20 protein-coding genes and 2 pseudogenes are annotated in these 22,534 nt (G+C 58.9%); 3 read left to right on the top strand and 19 right to left on the bottom strand.

Annotation, left to right across the window (positions count from 1 at the left end):
- Positions 1-74 precede the first annotated feature (74 nt).
- Genes AC0L2H_RS28705 through AC0L2H_RS28685 form a run of 5 tightly spaced genes read right to left on the bottom strand, consistent with a single transcriptional unit; the run spans position 75 to position 3,871 of the window.
- Positions 75-1,031, bottom strand: a complete 957-nt coding sequence (locus AC0L2H_RS28705; protein ID WP_019863322.1) for a restriction endonuclease — start codon at positions 1,029-1,031, stop codon at positions 75-77.
- Entirely contained in the window at positions 1,028-2,293 is a 1,266-nt protein-coding gene (locus AC0L2H_RS28700; RefSeq protein WP_027047780.1) for a three-Cys-motif partner protein TcmP, read from the bottom strand. Before AC0L2H_RS28700 ends, AC0L2H_RS28705 begins: the two co-directional genes overlap by 4 nt.
- A 25-nt stretch (positions 2,294-2,318) precedes the next feature.
- The gene (locus AC0L2H_RS28695; RefSeq protein WP_027047779.1) at positions 2,319-3,107 is read right to left on the bottom strand and encodes a DUF5131 family protein; all 789 of its coding nucleotides are present in this window, start codon (positions 3,105-3,107) and stop codon (positions 2,319-2,321) included.
- Between the two features lie 36 nt (positions 3,108-3,143).
- On the bottom strand, positions 3,144-3,575 hold the full coding sequence (locus tag AC0L2H_RS28690) for a PIN domain-containing protein (protein ID WP_019863318.1): 432 nt from the start codon (positions 3,573-3,575) through the stop codon (positions 3,144-3,146).
- Positions 3,572-3,871: a hypothetical protein gene (locus tag AC0L2H_RS28685; protein ID WP_019863317.1), complete on the bottom strand. Its 300-nt coding sequence runs from the start codon at positions 3,869-3,871 to the stop codon at positions 3,572-3,574. Before AC0L2H_RS28685 ends, AC0L2H_RS28690 begins: the two co-directional genes overlap by 4 nt.
- A 443-nt stretch (positions 3,872-4,314) precedes the next feature.
- On the opposite strand from AC0L2H_RS28685, the pseudogene AC0L2H_RS28680 reads away from it, so the two are divergent.
- A pseudogene (locus AC0L2H_RS28680) lies at positions 4,315-4,455 on the top strand (nucleotidyl transferase AbiEii/AbiGii toxin family protein); the annotation flags it as partial.
- Positions 4,397-4,729 (top strand): annotated as a pseudogene (locus AC0L2H_RS28675) (3'-5' exonuclease); the annotation flags it as partial. The pseudogenes AC0L2H_RS28680 and AC0L2H_RS28675, both read left to right, overlap by 59 nt.
- Positions 4,730-4,894: 165 nt before the next feature.
- On the opposite strand, the gene AC0L2H_RS28670 reads toward AC0L2H_RS28675, so the two are convergent.
- The 7 genes from AC0L2H_RS28670 to AC0L2H_RS28640 all read right to left on the bottom strand — a co-directional run bounded on the left by AC0L2H_RS28670 (position 4,895) and on the right by AC0L2H_RS28640 (position 12,989).
- The gene (locus tag AC0L2H_RS28670) at positions 4,895-5,755 is read right to left on the bottom strand and encodes an ABC transporter permease (protein ID WP_019863314.1); all 861 of its coding nucleotides are present in this window, start codon (positions 5,753-5,755) and stop codon (positions 4,895-4,897) included.
- Entirely contained in the window at positions 5,752-6,693 is a 942-nt protein-coding gene (locus AC0L2H_RS28665) for an ABC transporter permease (RefSeq protein WP_019863313.1), read from the bottom strand. Before AC0L2H_RS28665 ends, AC0L2H_RS28670 begins: the two co-directional genes overlap by 4 nt.
- The gene (locus AC0L2H_RS28660) at positions 6,693-7,652 is read right to left on the bottom strand and encodes an ABC transporter ATP-binding protein (RefSeq protein ID WP_019863312.1); all 960 of its coding nucleotides are present in this window, start codon (positions 7,650-7,652) and stop codon (positions 6,693-6,695) included. Before AC0L2H_RS28660 ends, AC0L2H_RS28665 begins: the two co-directional genes overlap by 1 nt.
- Entirely contained in the window at positions 7,649-8,680 is a 1,032-nt protein-coding gene (locus tag AC0L2H_RS28655; RefSeq protein WP_019863311.1) for an ABC transporter ATP-binding protein, read from the bottom strand. Before AC0L2H_RS28655 ends, AC0L2H_RS28660 begins: the two co-directional genes overlap by 4 nt.
- 5 nt (positions 8,681-8,685) lie before the next feature.
- Complete coding sequence (locus AC0L2H_RS28650; protein ID WP_027047777.1) at positions 8,686-10,248, bottom strand: ABC transporter substrate-binding protein; 1,563 nt, start codon at positions 10,246-10,248, stop codon at positions 8,686-8,688.
- Between the two features lie 188 nt (positions 10,249-10,436).
- Positions 10,437-11,279 carry a DeoR/GlpR family DNA-binding transcription regulator gene (locus AC0L2H_RS28645; RefSeq protein ID WP_223217810.1) on the bottom strand — a complete coding sequence of 281 codons (843 nt, stop codon included), beginning with the start codon at positions 11,277-11,279 and terminating at the stop codon, positions 10,437-10,439.
- Between the two features lie 3 nt (positions 11,280-11,282).
- Positions 11,283-12,989: a pyridoxal phosphate-dependent aminotransferase gene (locus tag AC0L2H_RS28640; protein ID WP_019863308.1), complete on the bottom strand. Its 1,707-nt coding sequence runs from the start codon at positions 12,987-12,989 to the stop codon at positions 11,283-11,285.
- Between the two features lie 167 nt (positions 12,990-13,156).
- Here AC0L2H_RS28640 and AC0L2H_RS28635 point away from each other — a divergent pair, with 167 nt between their 5' ends.
- Positions 13,157-14,464 carry an alkaline phosphatase family protein gene (locus tag AC0L2H_RS28635; protein WP_027047776.1) on the top strand — a complete coding sequence of 436 codons (1,308 nt, stop codon included), beginning with the start codon at positions 13,157-13,159 and terminating at the stop codon, positions 14,462-14,464.
- Between the two features lie 38 nt (positions 14,465-14,502).
- Here AC0L2H_RS28635 and asnB read toward each other — a convergent pair whose 3' ends face one another.
- The 7 genes from asnB to AC0L2H_RS28600 all read right to left on the bottom strand — a co-directional run bounded on the left by asnB (position 14,503) and on the right by AC0L2H_RS28600 (position 22,500).
- Positions 14,503-16,395 (bottom strand): asparagine synthase (glutamine-hydrolyzing), encoded by a 1,893-nt coding sequence (asnB, locus tag AC0L2H_RS28630; protein ID WP_027047775.1) that lies wholly within the window; start codon positions 16,393-16,395, stop codon positions 14,503-14,505.
- Between the two features lie 32 nt (positions 16,396-16,427).
- The gene (locus AC0L2H_RS28625) at positions 16,428-17,342 is read right to left on the bottom strand and encodes a class I SAM-dependent methyltransferase (RefSeq protein ID WP_027047774.1); all 915 of its coding nucleotides are present in this window, start codon (positions 17,340-17,342) and stop codon (positions 16,428-16,430) included.
- On the bottom strand, positions 17,302-17,970 hold the full coding sequence (locus tag AC0L2H_RS28620; protein WP_223217811.1) for a CDP-alcohol phosphatidyltransferase family protein: 669 nt from the start codon (positions 17,968-17,970) through the stop codon (positions 17,302-17,304). Before AC0L2H_RS28620 ends, AC0L2H_RS28625 begins: the two co-directional genes overlap by 41 nt.
- Before the next feature lie 4 nt (positions 17,971-17,974).
- Positions 17,975-18,784 (bottom strand): phosphocholine cytidylyltransferase family protein, encoded by an 810-nt coding sequence (locus AC0L2H_RS28615; protein WP_027047773.1) that lies wholly within the window; start codon positions 18,782-18,784, stop codon positions 17,975-17,977.
- 26 nt (positions 18,785-18,810) lie between these two features.
- The gene (locus AC0L2H_RS28610; protein WP_019863302.1) at positions 18,811-20,001 is read right to left on the bottom strand and encodes a pyridoxal phosphate-dependent aminotransferase; all 1,191 of its coding nucleotides are present in this window, start codon (positions 19,999-20,001) and stop codon (positions 18,811-18,813) included.
- A gap of 45 nt (positions 20,002-20,046) precedes the next feature.
- On the bottom strand, positions 20,047-20,955 hold the full coding sequence (gene aepX / locus AC0L2H_RS28605) for a phosphoenolpyruvate mutase (RefSeq protein WP_027047772.1): 909 nt from the start codon (positions 20,953-20,955) through the stop codon (positions 20,047-20,049).
- 489 nt (positions 20,956-21,444) lie between these two features.
- Positions 21,445-22,500, bottom strand: coding sequence for an LLM class flavin-dependent oxidoreductase (locus tag AC0L2H_RS28600; protein ID WP_019863300.1), 1,056 nt, complete (start codon positions 22,498-22,500; stop codon positions 21,445-21,447).
- Positions 22,501-22,534: the final 34 nt, after the last annotated feature.

Here is a 22,534-nt window from a genome sequence, read left to right as displayed (position 1 = left end):
CCGATTGCTGCGCATGTGCAGGGTCGGGCGGGGGCACAAACTGGTCGATGTTTTTCAAAAGGCAATGTGTGTCGCTATTTCTCGGCATCAAACCAATTGCTTCCTGTTCGGAGATCGGCGGGATCCTCGGAGTCTTTTGGGATCTGGAGGGAGATGCGCCAATCGTTCGTTTTTCGCCGGCGCGAGGCGAATTCGACGCGCTGGATCGCGGCCATCTCGTCGGATGCGTACTCGACCTTGTGCGCCGCATCGAGAGTGATCTGCTCGGCCTCTATCCAAAGCGCGACCGTCAGTAGGACGTCACCGAGCACGCAGGGGCCGTCGGCGGTGGTGAGGTTGACTGAGCCGGGATAAGGAAAGCATGCGGTGCGGAACGCAGGCGGTTGCGCCTTTTGAATGCCGTCAAACGGATCTGCAGCCCCTTGGATTTGGTGCCACAGATCAGTTAAAGACCAAGTTGTGTCGGACTCGGTGTTGCGAAAGATGGGCGCGAGCGGATCAGTATCCTCCGGTAAAGTAAAATCCACGTCCTGCGTACTGGGAATTTTCCAATCGAGCGAACGGAACCTCCGGATGCCGATCCGTGCAATGCCGCAGGCCCTATGCCAAAAGAGCACAAAGTCTAGTCGCAACAAGATCGAGTTGATTTCCGCAACCGTAATTTCCGAAATTTTCCGCAGGGAGATGCCCGCATGAGACGCGGCAATCTGAGCCTCCGGGGAAAAACCAGATGCGGTGACGCCAATGGTTCGATCCGCGCCAATCGAAGACTTCTTTGTGGCTAGCTGCTCGATCCAGGTGACATCCTGCAGTCTTGATCTGCGTCGACATTCGATCGTGACAAGCATTTCGGTCGTGCCGACTTTGGCACGAATGCTGGCATCCACTTCCCTCAGCCGACCTGTGAGCTTGCAACGCAGACGATCCGGTGACTTGACGATCAGCCCCCGGGGGCCTGCGTCGGCCTCGATCCGCGCGATCAGGCGTTCGAATTCGCGCCATTCGGTATCCCGATGTCGGTTCGCGGTCATTCTTTTGGACCGCCTCTTGTCCCGGCATTCAGGAACATTGGGAAGAAGCTGATCTGCTTCTTCATTTTGATGACGTCATCAACGCCAATCGTATTGGCCTTCCGTCGCTCCCCGCCGGCGGGCGTTATCACCTCAAGGTCTGGGTTTTCGATGATCGCTGCATGGACATCGTCGGCGTGCGCCGGGGTAATGTTGTATATGCTTTCGTAGAAGTCCATGACAGGCATGGCGTCTCCGCATTCCATGATCAGGCGCGGAATGTCTCCGAGAAGCTGGTTCTTTGCCAATACGCGACCGCTGATGTCGAAGAGGTAGAGCATTCCTTCATCATGCTTTGGATCGTAGGAGAGCATGTTGAGGCCGGATCGACCGAAGTGTGCCTGTAAGCTGGCGTTGTCGTGAAGAATGTTGTTGTAGACCTGCCTTGCCCGATAGGCATTCGCAAAGTGGATCAGCCAGTACCGCCACCCGCCGGGATTATTGATCGAGAACGGGCTGACATAGGGGGCGCACAATCGGAAAGCGTCAAAGACGATTTTCTCGGCTGTGCCGAGCCAGTCCTTTTGGCTCATTAACGCATCGAGCGCCTGGATATCGTTGCTCGTCAGCCCGAGATGATCGAGCTGGGCGCGAAGCCGCTCCGGCTGGTCCTTTTGAAGGAATGCGAGCAGCGAACTGATGACGAAGGTGTAGAAAATCTCAGCCGCGGGATAAGAGTGCATAATGTCGAGGATGGTGTTTCGCTCGACATGGCTGTGACCGCATAGATCGAGGTTGAAGATGACGCTCCGATAGCGGCCTTGCCCCAACAGGCTCTTGATATCGGGATAAGCGGCTTCGAAGAACTCGTTCAGATATTCGACCCGCAGATGCAGCTTGGGGCAGCTCTGGCTAGCCTCTGCTTGCATCGGTGCGACATGCGTCTTCAGAAGTTCGATCGCATCGCGGTTGGCGTCGTTGAATACGAGGAGGCATTCGACTTCGACAGCGCCAAGCCCTTGGACGGCGCGCTGCGTGTTCACAGCCTCGACTGCTCGTTTTAATTCCTCGATGAAAATCAACGGCGATCCAGGTGAGCCGCACTGGTAGCGCCCGCCGCCAGCGAAACCGTCGACGATCGCGAGGCGAAATCGCTCCTGCTGAGGCAGCCTACAGCGGACCGTCAGGTAGTCGAATACATATTCTCGCAAAATTTTATGTTTGCGGCGAGAGTGTTCCTCCAGCTTTGCTCCGTCGGCCCATTCATATCGTTTTTCGACCACTTTGCTCCCCCCGACGGATGTTGCTCTACATTGTAACCGTGCCTTGCTGGGTGGTCGGCATCTCGTCCCAGGTCCGGCCCCGATACTCGCGCCCGTTGGCCTTCTTGGAACGCTTTTTGTTATCCTTGCCCCAGGTTCCCCACTGCTTGAAGAAGAAGGCGGTACCGGCCGCCAGGCATTGGCCGTAAATTTCGTCGATCCATTCTTCCCTGATCGGTCGAGCGGATTTGCCGCTTTCACCGCCCACGATGGCCCAATGGATGTCGCGGAGGTCGACGGCGCCGACCGATCCAATGAGAGGCTCAAAAGAGATGAAGCGAATGGCTGCGGGCGCCTGGCGGAGATAGTCGACTCGACTCACGACGTTCGCGTCTTCAATGCTAGTGCCCAGCCAGACATTGGGCAGGATGTCGCCCAACTGCGAGGCGACGAGAGCTGCCATTCGCTCGGGACGCTTAGTAAGGATTTGGTAGTTGTGGCGCGGGGTCTCGCGCATGACCTTCCAGACCTCAAGGATGAATTCGTCGCTGACACCCTCGTGGAAGAGGTCGCTCATAGAGTTTACGAAGATTTTCCGCGGTTTCTTCCATCCGTAGGGCATGGCCAGCGCTTTGCGGTCTTCCCGCACGACGCCATTCCACACCGTGCGCTTTCCCGTCTTACGGGTAAGTCCCGCATATTTTGCGATGCCCATGGCCTCAAGGCGTTTGGCCATTTCCATAGCATAACAATGGGTGCAGCCTGCGGTGACGATGGAGCATCCTGCGACGGGGTTCCAAGTGGAGTCTGTCCACTCTATCTGAGTTTCAGCCATCTTGCCCTCCCGAGCATTCCTTGACCTGACGCCGCATCAGACCGCTCCGCGTATCGGATTGACGACCTTGAGCCCGGCAAAGTCTTTTTCGTTATCCGTTACCAGCACGCACTCGTTCGCTCCGGCGACAGCGGCGATGATCATGTCGAGCCCGCTGCGCGGCTTGCCGGCCGCTTTTCCTCCTGCCATCAGCCGCGCCCAGATCAGCCCTGCCTTGTCGTCGAACGAAAGGATGCGGCCCGCAAACAGCGCCTGCGGCCCCTCGGGCCCAGAGAACCACTTGTCGAGTGCGTCGCGTTTTTTCCCGCGTGGCTTCTCCAGAACCCCGCGAAGAATTTCCGCAACGGTCAGCGAAGCGATGAACAAATCCTCGTCACGCTGTCTCGACATCCATGCCAGGAGCGATTCCGACGGCTGCGATTTCACGACATTGCTGATGATGTTGGTATCGAGGAGGTAGCGTGTCACAGGTCGATCTTCCGTCCCTCTTCATGGGGGCGGGAAAGATCGAGGTCAGCTCCCACCAGCGGCGAACGACGCAATGCGGCGAGAATCCCGCCAAGCTTGGGTGGCTCGCCGGCGATGGTCTGGCTGACAGCAGCGCGCAGGCTAGAGGCATCCGGTCCATCTTCGGCCAGGCGGCGAGCCAAAGATCGAATGAGGTCGCGATCGGCATCGCGGCCAAGCACCTCGAAGCGCGCCAAGCCGCGCTCGCTGAGGCGAGATCGATAGTTTTGAATGGCGCGTTTTTGCGAGCTGCCCATAGTTATCTCCGACTTATTTCCAGTAATATAACCAGAATGCTGGGTTTGATCAAGGTGCAGGCAGTCCGGGCAGTGCGCTCTTTCGGTTGAATGGCATCGGTGGACGCGTGATATATGTTACGCGACGGTACTTGTTGACCAGCGTCGAGCAGCCGCCGGCCGACGCGAGGTGTAAAGATCGTCCGATCTAGTGCCGATGGTTGGCGAAACCTCAAAAGAATGTTTCCGGCAATTTTCCCTTTGAATCAAGGGCGTAACTTTTTTACGGCCTCAGCGTCGGATTTTTTGCGCTGACAAGAGAAATATCTCGGCGCCGACCAGAGGGCGTCGGCCCCAGGACGGGCGAGGCTCGTTTGGCGAACGGCGCGAAACAGGGATTGGTCGATTCGCGCGGCGATGATTGACCACAACGCCTGCTGGACGGGTTCCGCGTGCAGGTGCCCTTCTGGGAGAAGGCGACGGCCATCCATGTCTTCTGCCTGCAGGAGCGCCGGCGCGGCGATCGCTTTGCTCGTCACTGGCACGATGTCGCCGTGCGAATTTCGCGGATCAAAATTACAAACTTCGCCAATCGGCGCGCTGCGGCCGGGAATGCTCGATGCGCTGATGGCGGTAGAGCCAAGCCTCGCCGATCAGCGCGAACAGGTGGTGCGCATGTCGGCGGCGCTCGCTGTCGGCGGGCCGCTCGCCGACCTGGATCTGGCGAGCCTCGGTGGACGCGACGCGTCGCCTCTCCATCTTAATCTGTTGACGCCGCACTCGGCAAAGGGCTGCGAATATGATGTCGTGATCATGGTGGGACTCGATCTGGGCGGTTTGCCCTGGCGCAACGAGCAGCCGGCGGCGCGACGCGAAAGCCGACGGCTGTTCTATGTTGGCCTGACGCGGGCCCGCGACGAGATCCACATGCTGTATTCCGGTTACGTCGATACCGGCCGCGGGCGAAGGTTCGGCACCCCGCTACGTGCGAGAGCGCAGCCCTCGACAAGTACGGAGATCAGCTTCCTTTGCACTGGGAAACCGTTATTTGAGGGTCGGGTCGAGCTTATCGCGCAACCAGTCGCCGAGGACGCTAACGGCAACGGCCGTGATGACAATGACGAGGCTTGGAGCGAGCAGCATCCAGGAGGCGCGGGTGATATACTCGCGGCCGGCCGCGACCATGACACCCAGGCTGGTCATCGGCGGCTGGACGCCGAGGCCGAGGAAGGACAGTCCGCTTTCCACCAGGACGATCTCCGGAAAGGTCACCGTCGCCGCCACGAGAAGCGTCGCCGCACTGTTGGGCAGGATATGCCGCAGATAGACACGCAGCGGATGGGCACCGAGCTGGCGCGTTGCGCTCGCATAGCCCTGCGCGCTGGCGGTGATTGCCAGTCCTCGTGCCAACCGCGCATTCCGCTCCCAGCCATAAAGTCCCATCAGGGCGACGAACAGCGTCAGCGAATTACCGAAACAGGCGAGCATTGCCAGCGCCACGATTAGAAACGGTAGCGAAGCCTGTACGTCGATCATTAGCAGCAGGGCATGCTCGACGAGCCCGCGGAAATACGCGGCGATGAAGCCAATCCCGGTACCGACCAACACGCTGATTGCAGTGGCGCCGAAGGCGACCAGCAAGCTGGTGCGGATCGAGTAGAAAAGACGCGAGGCCACGTCACGGCCCAGATCGTCGGTTCCCAGGACGTGTAGCATCGTTCCGCCAAAGCCGACGGGCGGCGCCAGGCGATGGCGCAGGTCGATAGAAGTAATCTCATAAGGAGCCATTAGCGGCGCGGCGAGCGCCGTGAAGAGCATGAGGAGAACCCAACCGCCCGCAAGGAGTGTCGGCAGGTCCACCGAGCGAGCCGTCGGACGGTTGGTTTCTACAGTTGCCGTTTTCATTGCGATCCTGAGTTTGTTCCACGCAGGCGCGGATCGAACACGCCATAAAGCAGGTCCATCAGCAGGTTGGCCGACGTCATGGTCAGCGCCACGAGAAGGAGGATGACCTGAACCACGGCGAGATCACGGTTCGCAACCGAAACCACCAGCAATTGGCCGATGCCGGGCCAGCCGAAGACGCTTTCCACCAGTACGGCGCCCGCGACCTGCCCGCCGAGCATCAGGCCGAACAGCGTCAGCACAGGAATGATCGCATTCGGAAAGGCATGGTGGCGAACCACCTGCCGCCACGTCACGCCCTTGGCGCTGGCCGCCACGATGTAGAGCTGCGACAGAACTTCGATCATGGCGCTACGCGTGAAGCGCGCGATAATGGCCGCCCCGCCCAAACCAAGCGTGAGCACCGGCAGTACGAAGCTTTCCGGCCGATCCGCGCCGCCGGACGGGAACAGGCCGAGCGTCACGGAAAAGATCAGGATCAGCAATAGCCCGAGCACGAAGCTTGGCACGGTGAAGCCGAACACGGTCAGCATCATCACCGATCGGTCGACCCAGGTGTCGCGATGCATGGCGGCGTAGGCGCCAACCGGAATGCCGATCAGCATCGTGAGCGCCAGTGCCGGCAGCATGAGCGCCAATGTCAGGGGCACGCGCTCGAACACAAGCTGAAGGGCCGGTTTTCCAGCCAGCATGGAATTCCCGAAATCGCAGTGGAGTGCCGCCAGGACATAGCGGACATATTGCACATACAGAGGCCGATCGAGCCCCCAATGCCGGCGAAACGCCTCAAGATCCGGGGCGCGGGCGCTGGGACCGAGTATCTGCAGCGCCGGGTCTCCAGAGGCCCGCAGCACCACGAATGTAAAGGTCACCACGATCAGGATCGACAGGCCGGCACGCAGGATCTTGGGGCCGGCGAAACGAAACACAGCACTCATCAATGCCTCACCAAATGGCAGGCGACCTGCCGTTCCGTTCCTAGCGGCAGGAGTTCGGGCAGGCTCTGGCGGCAAACGTCGCGCGCAAGTGGACAGCGTGGATGAAACGGGCATCCGCACGGCCTATCGGTGGGGCTCGGCGGCTCGCCTGGCAACGCCACATAATGATCGAAGCCGCCCGGAAGCCTCGGCATGGCCGAGACGAGCGCCTGCGTATAGGGATGGGCGGGTTGATCGATAATGGCGTCGGCGCGCCCCTGCTCAACGACGCGGCCAAGATACATGACGACGATCCGGTCGCTGACATGGCGAACGACCCGCAAGTCATGGCTGATGAACAAGAGGCCGAGCCCGAGCTCCTGCTGAAGATCCATGAGCAGATTGACGATTTGCGCCTGGACGGACAGGTCGAGCGCCGAGACCGGCTCATCGCAAACCAGAAGCGAGGGTTTTGGCGCCAGCGCCCGCGCAAGCACGACGCGTTGGCGCTGGCCGCCGGAAAGCTGATGCGGATAGAGCACGCCATGGTCTTCGCCGAGGCCGACGCCGTGGAGAAGCTCCGCCACACGTTGCTTGCGGCTTGCCGAATCGCCAATCCCGTGAATCGCCAGCGGCTCGGCGATGAGAGCGCTGACAGTCATTCGGCGATCAAGCGCTGCCAAGGTGTCCTGAAAGACCAGCTGCATTTGGCGCCGCTGCGCGCGCCACCTGTTGCTGTCGATGCGCGGCAGCGGCAAACCCTGAAACAGCACACCTCCGCTGTCCGGCGGCTCCAGACCGAGCGCAATACGGCCGGTGGTGGACTTGCCGCATCCGGATTCGCCGACAATGCCGGTCGTCCGGCCCATCTCGACATCCAGCGACACGCCATCGACTGCTACAAGATATTTCCGCGGTCCGTAGAGTGGCGAGCCGAGCGGAAAGCGACGGGTGATGTTGTTGAGACGCAGCAGGGTCATTGATACGTGCCGGCGTCCAAACGAAGGCAACGCACCGAATGCCGCGCGGCGACCTGCCGCGGTTCCGGTCGGCTCGTGCGACATACCGCGATCGCGTGCCGGCAGCGTGGCGCATAGGCGCATCCCGGCGACAGATGGCGTTGTGGCGGCGCGCCGGCAATGGCGGTCAACCGCATGCGCGGACCGTGCGAGGGCGGAATGGCACCGATCAGGTCGCGTGTATAGGGGTGCTCCGGCGCGGTCAGAAGCGTGTGTTTCGGTGCCGTTTCGACGATCTGGCCCGCATACATGACGCATACCCGGTCACAGACGGCCGCCACCGCGGCGAGATCATGGCTGATCATGACCAGCGCCATGCCTGTGTCGCGTTGAATATCTTTGAGCAGCAGCAGGATCTGCGCCTGCACGGTGGTGTCGAGCGCGGTCGTTGGCTCATCGGCGATCAGCAGTTCGGGCCGGCCGGCGAGCGCGATGGCAATCATAACCCGCTGGTTCTGGCCGCCCGACAGTTCGTGGGGGTAGGTGTTGAGCCTGCTTGCCGCAGCGGCTATCCCGACCTGATCGAGCAGGCGACAGGCCTGGGCACGGGCGGCGGCACCGCTGAGGCCGCGGTGCAGGCGAAGCGCTTCGGTGATCTGCGCGCCGATGCGATGCACCGGGTTCAGCGCGCTGGCCGGATCCTGGAAGATCATGGCAATGCGTCCGCCGCGCACCCGATCCAAAACGGATTGTCGTGCGCCCACAAGATCGAGATCACCAATCCTGGCCTCGCCCCCGATCTCGGCGGATTTCGGCAGCAGGCCAAGAACCGCCCGCCAAGTCACGGACTTGCCGCAGCCGGATTCGCCGACGATACCCAAGGCCTCGCCTTTGTTCACAGCGAGATCGACACCGTGCAGCACAGGCACATCGCCGAACGCCACCCTCAAGCCAGCAATGCTGATGGCAGGTTTGGTGGCGGAAGCCCCGATGCGATGAGCCGGCAACAGCGCGGCGCCCGCGCTGTTCTGGAAAGACTTATGCAGCATGGAACTCAGGCCACCGGCTCAGGCGGCATCTTCGGACCGAGATACATTTGCGGCAACGGGTTGGGCCGCCAGCTGACATCCGCCTTCTGCCCATAGATGAAGGGCATGGAGTGCAGCGGCGTGATGCAAGGGTCCTCGATCCCGACAATGTCCTGCATCCGTTTGAAGGCCGCCTGGCGCTTGGCGAGATCGGTCGTCGTTTCAAGCTCGTGACCGAGCGCGTTGAACTCGGCATTGGTCCAGCCGCCTGTCGACTGGAGGTCATTGGTCGGACCGATAATCTGCCACAGCATGGAAACGGGATCGGCGTAGAAAGCGCCGCCGGACGTGTCATTAATGCCGCCAATGTCGCCGACCTGCGTCCAGTTTTCACACATGATCAGCTTGACGTTGATTCCGGCAGCCTTCCACATCTCGACAAGCGCCTGGTTCTCGGCGAGCTGCATCGGATAATAGGTGCCGACGGAAGGGTATGGGATTTCCTCGCCTCTGTAGGATGATTTGGCGAGCAGTTCCTTGACCTGCGCCGGGTCATAGGACACCCCCTTGCGGTTGGGGTCGTTGATCTCGCCGAAGATCGGTAGCTGCCAGCTGGTCAGCGCTTTCGCCCGGCCGTCCCAGAGGCCGTCCGCCAGCGCACCGCGATCGATAGCGAGTGCGAGTGCGCGACGCAGATCGACATCTTTCAGGATGGGAGTCCTGAGTGGAGCAAATGTGAGAAAGCGGAACCACATGGCTTCGCCACCAACAATCGAGAGGCCGTTGACTCCCTCAATTTCGGCAATGTGGTCCGGAGTGATGTCTGTGACGATATCGTAATCGCCCGACTTCAGTCCGGCGATGCGCGCGGCGATTTCCGGCAGCCGCTTGAAGCGGATCGAGGCAAATGGCGGCTGACCTCCCCAATATTCGTCGTGCGCCACCAGCGTGATCTCGTCGCCATTGCGAACCTCGCCGATCTTGTAAGGGCCGGTGCCGATCGGCTTCGCCGCCCAGGCGTCATAGCTGCTTGCGCCAGCCCGTGCCCTGGCGCTGATGATCTGCGTGCCCCAGGCGCCGAGCCGCTGGGCAAAGACCGGATCCTCTGTCCTGGTGATCAAACGGACAGTGCGGTCATTGATCTTCTGAACATCGGCGAGCGAGGAGAGGAAGTTGGCAAACACGGCCGCGCCCGGCGCATTTTCGCCGCGCAGACGATCCGGCCCGAGCGAGAAGACAACGTCATCCGCCGTCATTGTGGAACCGTCATGAAACTTCACATTGTCGCGCAACCTGATCTCATGGATCGTGGCGTCAATTTGCTTCAATGATGTCGCAAGCGCGAAATTCAGGCGAAAATTGTCGATGTAGTCGGTCCGTAAAAGCTGATCGAAAATGCTGTATTGCACCCGCCAGGAAACGTTGGCGATGGAGGAGCCGTCCACCGGTTCCAGAATTGTGCGCAGGTCCTGAACGGCAATATTGAGGTTCGGCCGCCGGGCGGTTGCCGCCATGATCGTGTTCGGCAATGCTATCGCGCCAGCCGCCATGGCGGTCATGCCGAGAAATCTGCGACGTGTCGTTTGCATATCAAATCCCCTCTCTTTCAGTCGGGATGACAATCGGAGCGAACGAAATCCGCTCCCGAGACGGGCTGAGACATAGCGCGGTTATGTGACGGTTTTTTGCAGGTTTGAGACGGATTGTGTTGGTTCTTGAAATCAAACGGAAAAAAATCTTTCACGGTTGGGGCAGCCTGCTGGCTGAACGCAGATGATCAAGTAGAGACCGGTGCGGGGTTGTGACGGTTTTGCGGATATAGAACTTCAACACCGGCGGCCTCGATCTTGTCCAGCATGTCCGATGCAGGCTTCCGGTCGGTGATAATCGCGGTGATCGCCGAATAGGGCAGGATGCGGTAGCGCGCCGACAAGCCGAATTTGCTGTGATCTGCGAGAATGACAATTTTCCGCGCTTGCTCGCAGAGCGTCGCAGCAAGCTCCTGTCCGACCTGTTCATGGTCGAAGACGCCATTCGGATGCACCGCGTTGACGCCGATGAATGCGATGTCGATCTGCTGTTCGCGGAGTGTACGCAAGGCGGTGAATCCGGTTACGGTCCGGAAATCGACATTGAAATCGCCTCCCAGCATGACGACGCGATGCCGATGGCCTTCGGCCGCGGCTATGGCAGTATCGACCATGTTGGTGACGACGCGCATTTCTGGGAGGGCCGATATGCGGCTGGCCAACGACAGAATGGTGCTGCCGCCCCCGAAAAAGAGATTCTGACCGGGCTTCAGAAGACCCAGGGCGATCTCAGCGATGGTGCTTTTTTCCGCGCGCTCGGAAACAGCTCGCGATGAGATGGCCAGCAACTTGGGCCGTTGCGTTGCGACCGCGCCGCCATGGACACGTGCGACCAAGCCATCCTGCTCGAGCCGTTTGATATCCCGCCGCGCAGTCTCTTCTGAAATATTGAACCGCTGCATCAAATCTCGGATGCGCACTTCGCCATTCGCCTGGACGATTTCTACGAGCCTTTTATGACGATTGTAACTAAGCGACATGCTTCTCTCTCTCGCGGCATTCGAAAAAAGACCATTCAGTTCGCTGCGCAAATGTCACGCCAGGGCGTCACTCTCACAGGCCGTTGAGCGGCTTAAGGTGCGCCGCAGAGCTTTTGCCAGCCTTTCGTTTTCCGTCCGACTTCGAACCGTCAGGCGCAGATATCGATCTGCTTCGTTCATGGCTTGATAGCCGCATTCTCTTACGAGGACGGATTCGAATAGAACGAGGCGGCGCTTGAGTTCGGCAGCGGATACCGAATTTTCAGGCAGCCGGCACAAGATGAAATTCGTTTGCGAAGGTACGACGTCGAGGCCCGGTACCGTCCGCAGCTCCTCGATGAACAGCTCTCTATCTTCTCGCAACATCTCTAGACTGTGTTCCAATTCCTCTGCAAATTCGGGAAGCAGGAACAGTGTGTATTCCGCAATGCCGTTAATGTTCCACAGCGGCAGTTTCCGGCGCACGGCGGCAACGAGGGTGGGATCGCCAGCCATGAGATAGGCGAGCCGGATTCCGCCAAGTCCGAAGACCTTTCCAAGGCTCTTCACCACGATCAAATTGGCACAGGACGGAACCAGATTCTCAACGCTGTTTGGTCGGCCATCAGCGGGAAAATCAATGAACGATTCATCCACGATCAGCCGTCGCCCTCGAGATCCTAGGGCCTCCGCCAGCCATGCCACGTCAGCATGATCAACAAGTCGACCGGTCGGATTGTTTGGATTTACAACGATTGCCGTATCCGCGCCTGTCGCCAGTACGAATTCCAGGAAGGCTCGAACGTCGAGATCGAAATAGGGCGGGGTGAGGACGAAGTTGTTCTTTTGTTCGTCATCGAGAGGTGTTTGAAAGCCGGCGAACGTCGGCACGGGAATCGCGATTGTTGGGTTCAGCGTTGAATAGAGCGCCTGGATGAGGTCGGTCGCCCCGTTTCCGACTGCAATAAAGTCCGGCTGCTGCGAGGTCATCGTGCCAACAACTGAAGCGATATCGATCTGCTGAGAAGGATAGCATGTCAACACGCCTTCGAGCCTCGCCGCCAGCCGATCGTAAAAAGTCTTGGGAGGGAAACGGGTATTGCAAAGAAGCATGTGCTCAGCGATTGGCTTGCGCCAATAACCTCCGACGCTCGTTTCCAGACGCCACAGCACGTTCTCCTTGTCACACCGAAATTCCGCGATGGATGCGTCGACACCGTCGCAAATATCGAGCAGCTTGGAGCCAGCAGTCAGCACATTGTCAGGCAACGCTACGTCCAGCTGGGACAGGCCCGCGACTAACCAGCTGAAGGCCTGATGCAGAGATGCCGCGGCGCGGCTTTCGGCCAGAAGATTGCGTAGAACATCAGCACTCAATCGATAAATCCCGGTCGGCGCGTCGGGCCGCCAAGCGGAGCCGCGCAAACCTTTGTTGGTATTGATACCGTCAAGAACCTCACTGTCGAAAAGCGGTGTTCCCCATATCAGGAGAGTATCGCCCTCATGTTGGCGGAACTTCTCAATGAGATCGCCGTCATGCGTGTCGCGCCACGAAAGCGTATTTGTGCTGTCCTGCAGGCGGAACCCATCGAATGTGCCGCTGCTCAAATTTTCAACGAAAGTGACATCTTCAATGCCGTTTTCGACACAGGCGTTGACGAGACGATCCAAGAGCGGCTGACCGTTGATAGGAACCAACGGTGCATCGTAGCTGCCACTCCACAGATGTATTTTTGGCCCTGCGAAATCGAGGATAAAAATAGCACGGGTCGTATCGGCCATCTCGGACTCCTTTCTTCTGAAGGAAGCAAAAAGAGCGCCTAGAAGCGCCCATTCCCAAAAATCAAAACGACCCACGGGCGCTCGAAGAATCCCGTGATGCGTTCATACCGGCGTCATCCGAAGCCTATAGGGGGCTTTGGTTTCGATCGGTCTCTTCCAGGTGCAAAATGACCCACACCAATCCATCCAGGCCTACCGCTCGTTTTCACACGCCTGCCTCGATAAAGCCGCGCGCTCCTACGAAAGCGATTCTGATCCTCATGGACGGCGTAAGCGCGGACTATTTCGAAAAGCACAAACATCGGTTGCCGACGCTTCTTCGTTTGGCAGGAGACGGTCTGTCCATCACTCGCCTGCGCTCAACGGTGCCGGGAACGTCGATGCCGGGGCGCGCGAGCATGCTAACCGGCGCGGCGCCTCAAGCGAACGGGATCTACGGAAACCACATTGTGCGAGATGGCTCGTTTGTCTGCGCCGACGCGTCTGATCTGCGGGTTCCGACCATTGCAAAGCTTGCCAAAAATAGCGGGCTTGATGTCGCGTCCATCGGCGCTGGGTTGATCGACCCAGCCGATTGCGATGTCTTCGTGCCGGCCTGGTGGGAACGAGGGTTTCTCCAGGGAAGCCGGTCATTTAAGAGCCTGCCCGAAAACCGCATCGCTCGCTCGCGCATGATCAAAGATCCAAATGGACGGTTGCGAGCCGCCGGCGTGTTCGATCTCTTCGGCTTCCCGTCCAGTAGTGACACCGTTGCGAGCACTGCTCTCGTTGCGGGCCTGGCCGCGGATCATCTCATGATCGGGGCTGCAGGAGCGCTGGCTTGCTCGGAGAACCCGCCTGATCTCATTTTGACCGAGATCGACATGACGGATTCGATTCAGCATCAGTTCGGATACGAAAGCGAGGCGGCACATTGGTCTGTCGCCGCGGCCGACATGATGATTGGCGCTCTCATCGAAGGACTGAGGCGAGTCGGGCGGGAAGACGATTACGCGATCGTAGTCGCAAGTGACCATGGACATAGCGCCGTCCACACAACCATTTATCCGGATGCGATCATCCCTGACTTGCTTTGGGAAAGTGAAGGAGCGACGCTCCATGTCCTGGTTGACGGAGCTCATGACCGCAGAATCGCAGACGGACTGTTGGCGCGCTTCCAAGTGGAGCCGTGGTCGAGCGACCATGTTCCGGTAAATGAACGCGATTGCATAGCGACCTATGTCGCACCTCCTGGACACTCCTTCGAGGAGACCGTTGGAGACACGCAAGAAGCTGGCCCGACGGGCAGACCTCGATACTTGTCGACCCACGGTTTTCGACCGGGCAGCGCGGAGGACGATCGCATATGCCTGTTGAGCATCCCTGGAATGCAACCTTGCAATATTGCCTGGGGCTCCGCTGAAGAGTTCACGCCAACCATTGCTCAGATCTTGGGATTGTCCAACGCCCCGTTTTCGGCAAAGGGTCTTCTGTAAAATGCCCGCAGCCGCCCGCCTGCGGGCTCGCATATTCGTCATGAGAATACCTCATTGAAGAATATCCCAAGGTTGGCGAGCAGCCAGAATTTCCGGCCAAATGAATCTGATGGATTTCGTTGTCCCTCCTCGAACCAACGCCGCAAAGCAGCAGGATCGAACAAATCTCCCAGTGGAGAGTCCTTATCAAACAGCAGCCTTCGATATTCCGTTGCTCCCTCGCCAACGGCCCACTCACCCAGTGGCAGCGGAAATCCCATCTTTTTGCGAGATAGAACAGATCTGGGCAAGACGCTGCGGTATTCCCTTCTTAAGGGGAATTTTGAGACATCGAGACGTTCGCTGAAGGAAGCAACCGGATGCCACAGTGCCTGGACCGAAGCGATTGGAGTCCTCCACCTCAACCGCTGTGAGCCGGGCATCGCCATTGCGGCGGTAACGAGCTGGTGATCGGTATAAGGAACGCGAGCTTCAAGCCCAGCTGCCATTGTGGTGTTGTCAACCATTTCCAGCAATGCGGGCAAATGCGTAGAGACGAGAACATATGAGATCTTGCTAAAGAAATCTCCGCCGGCCTCTGCAAATTGAGTCGAGAAGTGATCGAACAGAGCCATCTCGTGCTCCCTTCGTATCCGCCCATCGATGGCAAGCGAGCGGATTTCATCGGTCGGGAAGTAGCTGTAACGCGCCAGGAAGAACTGCAATTGAGAGCAGTGGACGTCGAGTCCGAGGCGCCGGCGTGCGACCTGGGCAAGAGCACGTGGCAATGCGGCGATGATCTTGCTTCGATTGTAGTCATACGGCGTACGGAACAATCGGCTGTAGCCAGCAAAAATCTCATCGGCACCCTCGCCGGTGAGGACGACCTTATGCTCCTTCGAAATCGCCTTTGCGAGCGTAAACATTGCGATTTCGTTATGCATCCCAAGTGGATGTCCGCGCAGGCGAACCAGCTCTGACACAGCGTTGATATCGGAAGGTTCTCCAATTGGAACGACCCGGTGAATGAGCCCGAATTCAGCGGCGACCTCCATCGCATAAGCCGTCTCGTCATAATCGGGGGCCTCGACCTTGCCGGTATAGCAAATCGGACGGATTTGGGAGCGAACGGATGCCTCATAGGCCAGGATGCTCGAGTCAAGTCCACCGGACAACAATGCGGCGACCGGTACGTCAGCCACCAGCTGACGTTCGACGGCGCTTCCAAATAGTCTCCTTATGTCGGAATAGTCCGGCTTCGATCGCGAAATGCGCTTGGACAGATTCCACCAACGCTCCGACGTGTGTCGCCCGTTTGTTATTTCGAGAAGGTTGCCGGGCTCTAACTTGGAAATCCCGGCAAACAGCGTTCTGGCGCCGACAACCGCGCGATAGGAAAGAAAACTGAGCGCGCCGATGATGTCGGGTCCGCGCATCACGCCCGGCCAGCGAATGAGAGCGTTCGGCTGCGATGCGAAGAGAAGGCCAACATCGCAGATCGTGTAGTAAAGGGGTTTTACCCCCAAACGATCTCGGGCGATGAGAGCAAGCGAGTTCCGGGGATCGAAAAGCGCGAAGGCAAACATCCCGTCAAGGCGGTTCAGGAATGACTTTCCCCAAGCAATATAGCTAAGAATTAGAACCTCGGTGTCGGACACCGTCGAAAAGGAAAAACCCATGTCCCTCAATTCAGCTCTAATTTCCCGATAGTTGAATATCTCGCCGTTGTACGTTACCACCACTCCGGTATTGTCATCGCGATAGGGCTGATTGGCGCGAGAATGAGCGTCGACAATCGATAGCCGTCGATGCGCGAATGCGACCGATTGATCAATGTATAAGCCGCTGGCATCAGGCCCGCGATGAGCGAGAGCGTCAGCGCAACGCTCAACGGCCTCGGCACAAACGGGTGTTCCCTCGTTTTTGAGGACTATCCCAAAGATTCCGCACATTGGGGTCGCTCTCTTGGCACGATTAACGCCAACTACGTGCTCGGCTTTTCGCCGATCATCTGGATGCAGCCATCGCCGAACCAGAAGCGGGCCAGCGGGTGGTCATAATGACGGTACATCGGAGCGAGAAAGCGCCGAAGATTATGGAAATTTTTTGTATACCTTGAGATCCTGCGGATCTTCTCGAAGCCGCACTCGCCATACCAGCCTCGGATTTGCAGCTCTGTGAAGGCGAACTCGTGATAGGTCGGCGCCTGGAAGCGATCCCGAATCGTCACGAACAAATCATCATCAAAAAGAGTCCGAAAGAATTCGTTTTCGCCAGGGATATATTCCTTTTCTTCGCCGTCCTTTGTTCTCAACAGCCAGTCGATGGCTTCGCGTGCGGTGGATGCATCTAGATTGTCAATGGAACTGCGGAATTGTTCGTCGCTTTGGTAGAGTTCTCGCAAGTGATTGATGCATCGGTAAATGACGCCGTTGGCGGTACCCATAATCGTCAAGAAGAAGCTGCCGCCGGGGCGGGTTACACGGGCAAGCTCTTCAAAGCCTTTTTTCGGATCACTGGTGTGCGGCAAAACCCCTGCGCAATGGACAAAATCAAAACTAAAGTCGTCAAACGGCAGATCGAGCACACTGCCAGCGACCAGTTCCGAGCGCGGCCCAAATCGGCTGAGCCGCTTGCGCGCGCAATCCATCCAATCATTGCTCAATTCAAGCGAAACAACGTTTCGGGCCCCCTTGTAGAGAAACGCATAGGACGCATTCGCATTGGAGCCGCAGCCCGCATCCAGGACATCAAGGCCGCGGAAGCTACCGGTTGGCAGGCCGAAATATTCCTCCTCGATCAGAGAGACCAACCTGTCGAATATGTGGTCGTCATTCTCCTGCTGGCGCTGGTAGCGATCAAAGACGGTGCGAGTTTCGATCTCGAAAGAGCTTTCCATGTATTCTCTTCCCTATAGCTACAAACTGATTCACTTTGTGAGCAAGGCGACAGATCCGGCTGCGACCAGTGTAAGATTGGCCAAGCGCAACGCATTGCCGGTACCGGGAAATTTGAAGTTTGAAAGATGCAGGACCGACAGCACAAATCCTGCACCGACATAGGTTGCCCAGGCCTTGCACCGGCAAGTGATGGTCGGCGACGAAGAGCAACGCCAACACGAAGAGGTTATTGTTCAACGGCAATCCTCTGCCGAATCCGTCAGCGTCCAGTCCGAACGTCGAAAAGTAGCTGAGGCGTAGAGCGCCCGACAGGATGAGGCAGTTGGCAGCCAACAATGCGGAAACGGAGAACGCGTTGAAGGACAAAATCAGAACCGCTGGAAAGACGGCTGCGTAGACCAAATCAAGCAGCCCGTCCAACGCGCCACCCAGTTGTGCCGTCAAAGCGGACCGGTTCGGCGAACTCTTTGCGACCATGCCGTCGGCATCATCCGCCAAAAGAGCCCACAAGCCGAAACAGATGCCAATCTCGAAGCGCCCGATCAAAGCAAAGTAGATCGCCGTGGTGGCCAAGGTCAGCCCAAGGGCCGTAATGGCATTTGCAGCGTCGAACAGATAGCGGATCATCGTCCTACCCCCGCCACGGCGCCGGCGCGCCGGTACTATGTCCGTGAGGTCGCTCGAAGGCGAAAATCCTTTCCGCCACCCGCAGGTCCTGTTCACTGTCGATCTCGTACCATCGCAAATCGTCGCATCGCACCGCCGCGAGTTGCAGTCCGCGCTGCTCGATGAGATGCGCGAGCAACTCCTCGGTGTAGGCTTTGATCGCGCCCGAGCCGATCAGGTCGTGGAGGACCGGCACGATCACCGTTTGGAGTTCGGCTCCAGAGAACCGGATGAGGTTCATCATCTTGAAGAGCGCCGGGCTGCCTGATACCAGGTTTGCTGCCGTCTGCTTCAATCGGACTTCGGATATGAAGCCGTCGCTGGAAAGGACGGCTGCCGACCCTTCCATGGATGGATCGAACGGCGCGACCGCGGCGGCATTTGCCGCCTCCCCCAAGATCAGGTGGCTCAGCGCATCTTCTTCGAAAAAGACGTCACCTTCGAGGAGATAACAGTCGCCCGAAAGAAGCGTGTCGCGCGCCAGCCAGAGCGAGTAGGCGCTCCCCGTCTTGTCGAAGACCGAGGACTCGACATAGTTGATTTCAAGTCTCCCGAAGCGTTTGCCACACGCATGGCGAATGGCATCCTTGCGATAGCCGACAACAATCGTCACCTCTTCAACTCCCACCGCCTGGAGGTTCCACAGGGCATTGTGAAGTATCGGTGTGCCGTTGACTTCGATGAGGGGCTTGGGACACAGATCGGTCAGCGGACGCAGGCGGGAGCCGAAGCCAGCAGCGAGAATGACGGCTTTCCTGGGAGCAGCGGGAGGCATCTCATTGACCTCTTTCGTTGTGTGTGTCATTTCCAGGCATTGAGGAATTCGACGAGCCGGGCCAGGCCGGTCGCGAGTTTTTCAGGTGGAATTCCATAGGACAGGCGCAGGCCGGCGGGGTCACCGAACGCAGTGCCCGGCACAGCTGCGACGCCAGTTTCGGCAAGCAGAGCCGTCACGATATCGTCGGCCGTCGTTGAGGCACCGTCTTTCGATCCCGGTCGCAGCAGACGGGAAAGATCGAGATAGAAATAAAAGCCCCCTTGCGCCTTGGCGACCGGTACACGCGTCAACGAAGAAAGCGCGTCGAGACCGACCCGCCTGGTGCTTGTCAGGCGTGAACGCAGCTTGCTTTCATAGTCCGAGCCCCCCCTTTGCAAGTGGGCGAGCACCGCGTGCTGGGCAATTACGTTTGGATTCGAAGTGGTGTGCGATTGCAGGGCCTTGACGGCATTGATCACCTCTTTTGGACCCGCCAGATAACCGATGCGCCAACCGGTCAATGCCAGCGATTTGCTGAAGGAGTTGACGATCAGCGCGCGTGCTCGAATGTCGGGAGCGACCGAGACGATCGGGTGGTGGGTATGATGCCCATATATGAAGTCGCCATAGCACTCGTCAAAAATGACCCACAGGTTGCGGCTGACTGCCAGTTGAGCGATGGCCATCAGGGTCTCAACATCGTAGACCGCACCGCCCGGATTGCTGGGCGTGTTGACGACGATCGCCCGCGTGCGTTCGGTGACCGCCTCCTTGATGTGCTCGGGGCGGGGGACGTAACCGTTTGATTTGGTGTCGACGAATACCGGTGTGCCGCCGGCGATTAGGACCTGGGCGGGAAACGTTGTCCAGTAAGGCGCCGGGATGATGACCTCGTCGCCTGGGTTTAGAAGCACCATTGCGGCATTGAACAAGGCCTGCTTCGCTCCGCACGTCACGGCAACTTCCTCGGCCTTCCAGATCTGGCCGGTAGCGCGGGATATCTTCCGCGACAGTGCCTCGCGCAGCTCCACATTGCCAACGGTATCGGTATAGCGATTGACGCCGTTATTGATGGCGTCGATCGCGCCGTCGCGAATCGTGGGAGCAAGCTCGCTCCAGATCTCGCCGGCGGTCAGATCGATGATCTCCCTGCCAGCATCGGCCGCCGCTTTTGCGGCAGCGCGCGCTGCGGCGGTACCCGATGTAGCGAACAGGTTTGTCCGATGCGCAAGCATGTGCGCTCCCGTTTTCGTTTGCTTTCAAAAGACGGGCTGGGGCTGCTACCGCACGCCGGTCGCCGTCTGCGGCAGATATTTCTCTTCCGCCGCTGAGAGTTCCTGGTAATTGAGCAGATCGAAGAGTTCATCGAGGGTCGCCACCTCGTCCTCGATACCGGCGATACTTTCTTCGCGGAGGATGCGGTCGCAGACCTGGCGCATGGCCGATATCGCCGCGCGCATGTTGTGGTTCGCCCAGATGACCGTGGAGATTCCGGCCGCCCGATACGCGGAGACCGGTGTGCGGTAATATTTCGTAGGCACGATCACGACCGGAAGGCGGTTCTGCCAGGCGCGCGTGAAGGCGAAAATCTGCTCAGCGTTGGACTTGCGGGAATGAATCAGAATAGCATCGGCGCCGGCCTCAGCGTAGGCTTGTGCTCGCGCCAGCGCCTCATCCTCTTCGCGGCCGGCGATGAGCGCCTCGATCCGGGCGACCAGAACGAACTCCGCATCCGGCACTTGGTCCTTCACCGCCTTAAGCCGGCCGCAGAACTCGGGAATATCGGCCAACGGGTGCCGATCACCGATAAACGAGTTCATTTTCGGGAACGCCGTGTCCTCGAGACATATGCCGCTCGCGCCATGTTGGCGCAGCTTGCGGGCGACCAAACGGGCATTGTTGAAGTTCCCGAACCCGCTGTCCCCGTCGACGAGGACTGGAATGTCCACCGTGTCGGAAATTCGCTCAACGACATCGACGAGTTGGGACCAGGAAGCTTCGTTCGCATCTCGATATCCGAGACTGGATGAAATCGAGAGGCCGGACGCCCAGAGCGCCTTGAAGCCAGCGCGCTCGGCAATCGCAGCCGAAAGGCCGTCATGAGCCTCCATTGCGAAGTCGAGTTCACCGGACGAGATCATTCGGCGCAAGCTCTCGCGCGTCTGCGCACCAGACTGCCTCTCCACCATGCGGTCTCACCTCCACCGACGCTATCCAGCCGACAAGCCTGTCATTGCTGCCGCACGAAGTACTTTCAGTGACGAACCGCTCTGCCCACCGATCGGCGATCTGCCACTGTCGTGCACCGTACAGAATGAATGAAGCAAGGCGCGTGCCGAAATGGCGCCCCACCTGCGCCGCACCAATTCTCCATACGCGTGCCAGGCCCTTTGGTCGGGCTTGCGACATCCTCGTCCAACTTCGGACACAAGAGGGGTCGTGGGAGTGGCTATTCGTCTGCGCCGTGGCGGCTGGCCCGCCACGCTGCCGATCAACGATCTCAAGCGGGGTGGCCCAAGGAGCGGAAGACCTGCGGTCCGTGCAGGCAAGGTGACGGACGGCGTTGGTCTTCGATCCCGGCAATCGCCAGGCGGCTTGATTGTCTATCCAGGCCGCATGGACGAATTGCCGAGCATCGGCACGCGAGATTTCAACAACCCCAGCGGCCGCCCGGAACTTCAAGCCTTGACGTAACCGAGCGCCTTGTTGATGGCTGGAATGATCTTGTCTCCCCAGAGCTCAATCTGGCGTAGCATCGTCTTTTGGTCGAAATCTCCCAATTGGGTCTGAATTGCGATCTGGTCCGGCTTAAGGACACTTATCTCTTCCAGCAGGCGATCGATGACGCGACTTACGCTGCCGATCGGCAGGTTCTGGCGCATGGTCTCGAACGACAGGTCCTGCTGCGTCGGTGTTTCCTGCAGCAGATAGCCGTCCCGGCTCTGCTGGCGGCGCTGATGAAGTGCTTCAGATAGCCGGCGCTGGAAGCGGGCGTTGTCGAGATAGCTGTCGATCTCAGCCTGATCGTCGCTGGCATAGCAGCAGCGCAGAAGCGCTATCTTGGCGGCCGTGACATCCTTACCCCGCGAGGCCGCTGCCGCCTCGATGGTCTCACGCAGCATTCTTATGTTTTCCAAGCCGTAGTGGGACGCCGTGACGAAAAGATTGTGGCCCTCACGATAGGCACGGCACATGCTTCGCGCGGAACCGCAGGCGATCCAGATCGGTGGGGCTGGCCTTTGGATGGTGCGCAGCGAAATCGCCGTTAAAGGTATCTTCTCATACTGGCCATTGTGCTCGAAGACCTGCTGGTTAAGGCCCTTGAGAAGGATATCCAGGTATTCCGCAAACACGGCCGGCGCCTGATCGACATCGACGCCGAAGCGCTCGAACTCGAACTGCTGGTATCCCGAGCCGACGCCGAGTTCGAGGCGGCCGTTCGAAACGATATCGGCAAAGCCGATCTCGGAGAGCAGGCGCTGCGGTTGATATAGCGGCAGCACACAGACGCCGGTGCCGAGGCCGATGGTGCTCGTGAGGCCAGCACAGTGTGCCACCATCATCAAGGGCGAGGGAACCAGGCTGTAATTGTTGAAGTGGTGCTCGGCGAACCATGCGGTGTTGAAGCCGGCCTGCTCCGAAGCGATTGCCTGTTCTATGGAGTTACCGATGACGCTGTCGCACGATTGATGATAGCCTCGCTGGGCCGCCAAGATGAATGTCGCGAATTCCATGGCGTTTCCTCGTTTACACAAAGTGGCCAATCAA

The organism is Mesorhizobium sp. WSM4871 (genome assembly GCF_055811295.1).
The sequence above is the reverse complement of the archived record's forward strand: the minus strand, read 5'-3'. Positions and strand labels throughout refer to the sequence as shown.

What these genes read in the sequence shown, in the direction of transcription:
- AC0L2H_RS28705 (WP_019863322.1), bottom strand. Translation starts at nt 1,031, where the DNA reads ATGACCGCGAACCGACATCGGGATACCGAATGGCGCGAATTCGAACGC.
- AC0L2H_RS28695 (WP_027047779.1), bottom strand. Translation starts at nt 3,107, where the DNA reads ATGGCTGAAACTCAGATAGAGTGGACAGACTCCACTTGGAACCCCGTC.
- AC0L2H_RS28685 (WP_019863317.1), bottom strand. Translation starts at nt 3,871, where the DNA reads ATGGGCAGCTCGCAAAAACGCGCCATTCAAAACTATCGATCTCGCCTC.
- AC0L2H_RS28670 (WP_019863314.1), bottom strand. Translation starts at nt 5,755, where the DNA reads ATGAAAACGGCAACTGTAGAAACCAACCGTCCGACGGCTCGCTCGGTG.
- AC0L2H_RS28665 (WP_019863313.1), bottom strand. Translation starts at nt 6,693, where the DNA reads ATGAGTGCTGTGTTTCGTTTCGCCGGCCCCAAGATCCTGCGTGCCGGC.
- AC0L2H_RS28660 (WP_019863312.1), bottom strand. Translation starts at nt 7,652, where the DNA reads ATGACCCTGCTGCGTCTCAACAACATCACCCGTCGCTTTCCGCTCGGC.
- AC0L2H_RS28655 (WP_019863311.1), bottom strand. Translation starts at nt 8,680, where the DNA reads ATGCTGCATAAGTCTTTCCAGAACAGCGCGGGCGCCGCGCTGTTGCCG.
- AC0L2H_RS28650 (WP_027047777.1), bottom strand. Translation starts at nt 10,248, where the DNA reads ATGCAAACGACACGTCGCAGATTTCTCGGCATGACCGCCATGGCGGCT.
- AC0L2H_RS28640 (WP_019863308.1), bottom strand. Translation starts at nt 12,989, where the DNA reads ATGGCCGATACGACCCGTGCTATTTTTATCCTCGATTTCGCAGGGCCA.
- AC0L2H_RS28635 (WP_027047776.1), top strand. Translation starts at nt 13,157, where the DNA reads ATGACCCACACCAATCCATCCAGGCCTACCGCTCGTTTTCACACGCCT.
- asnB (WP_027047775.1), bottom strand. Translation starts at nt 16,395, where the DNA reads ATGTGCGGAATCTTTGGGATAGTCCTCAAAAACGAGGGAACACCCGTT.
- AC0L2H_RS28625 (WP_027047774.1), bottom strand. Translation starts at nt 17,342, where the DNA reads ATGGAAAGCTCTTTCGAGATCGAAACTCGCACCGTCTTTGATCGCTAC.
- AC0L2H_RS28620 (WP_223217811.1), bottom strand. Translation starts at nt 17,970, where the DNA reads ATGATCCGCTATCTGTTCGACGCTGCAAATGCCATTACGGCCCTTGGG.
- AC0L2H_RS28615 (WP_027047773.1), bottom strand. Translation starts at nt 18,784, where the DNA reads ATGCCTCCCGCTGCTCCCAGGAAAGCCGTCATTCTCGCTGCTGGCTTC.
- AC0L2H_RS28610 (WP_019863302.1), bottom strand. Translation starts at nt 20,001, where the DNA reads ATGCTTGCGCATCGGACAAACCTGTTCGCTACATCGGGTACCGCCGCA.
- aepX (WP_027047772.1), bottom strand. Translation starts at nt 20,955, where the DNA reads ATGGTGGAGAGGCAGTCTGGTGCGCAGACGCGCGAGAGCTTGCGCCGA.
- AC0L2H_RS28600 (WP_019863300.1), bottom strand. Translation starts at nt 22,500, where the DNA reads ATGGAATTCGCGACATTCATCTTGGCGGCCCAGCGAGGCTATCATCAA.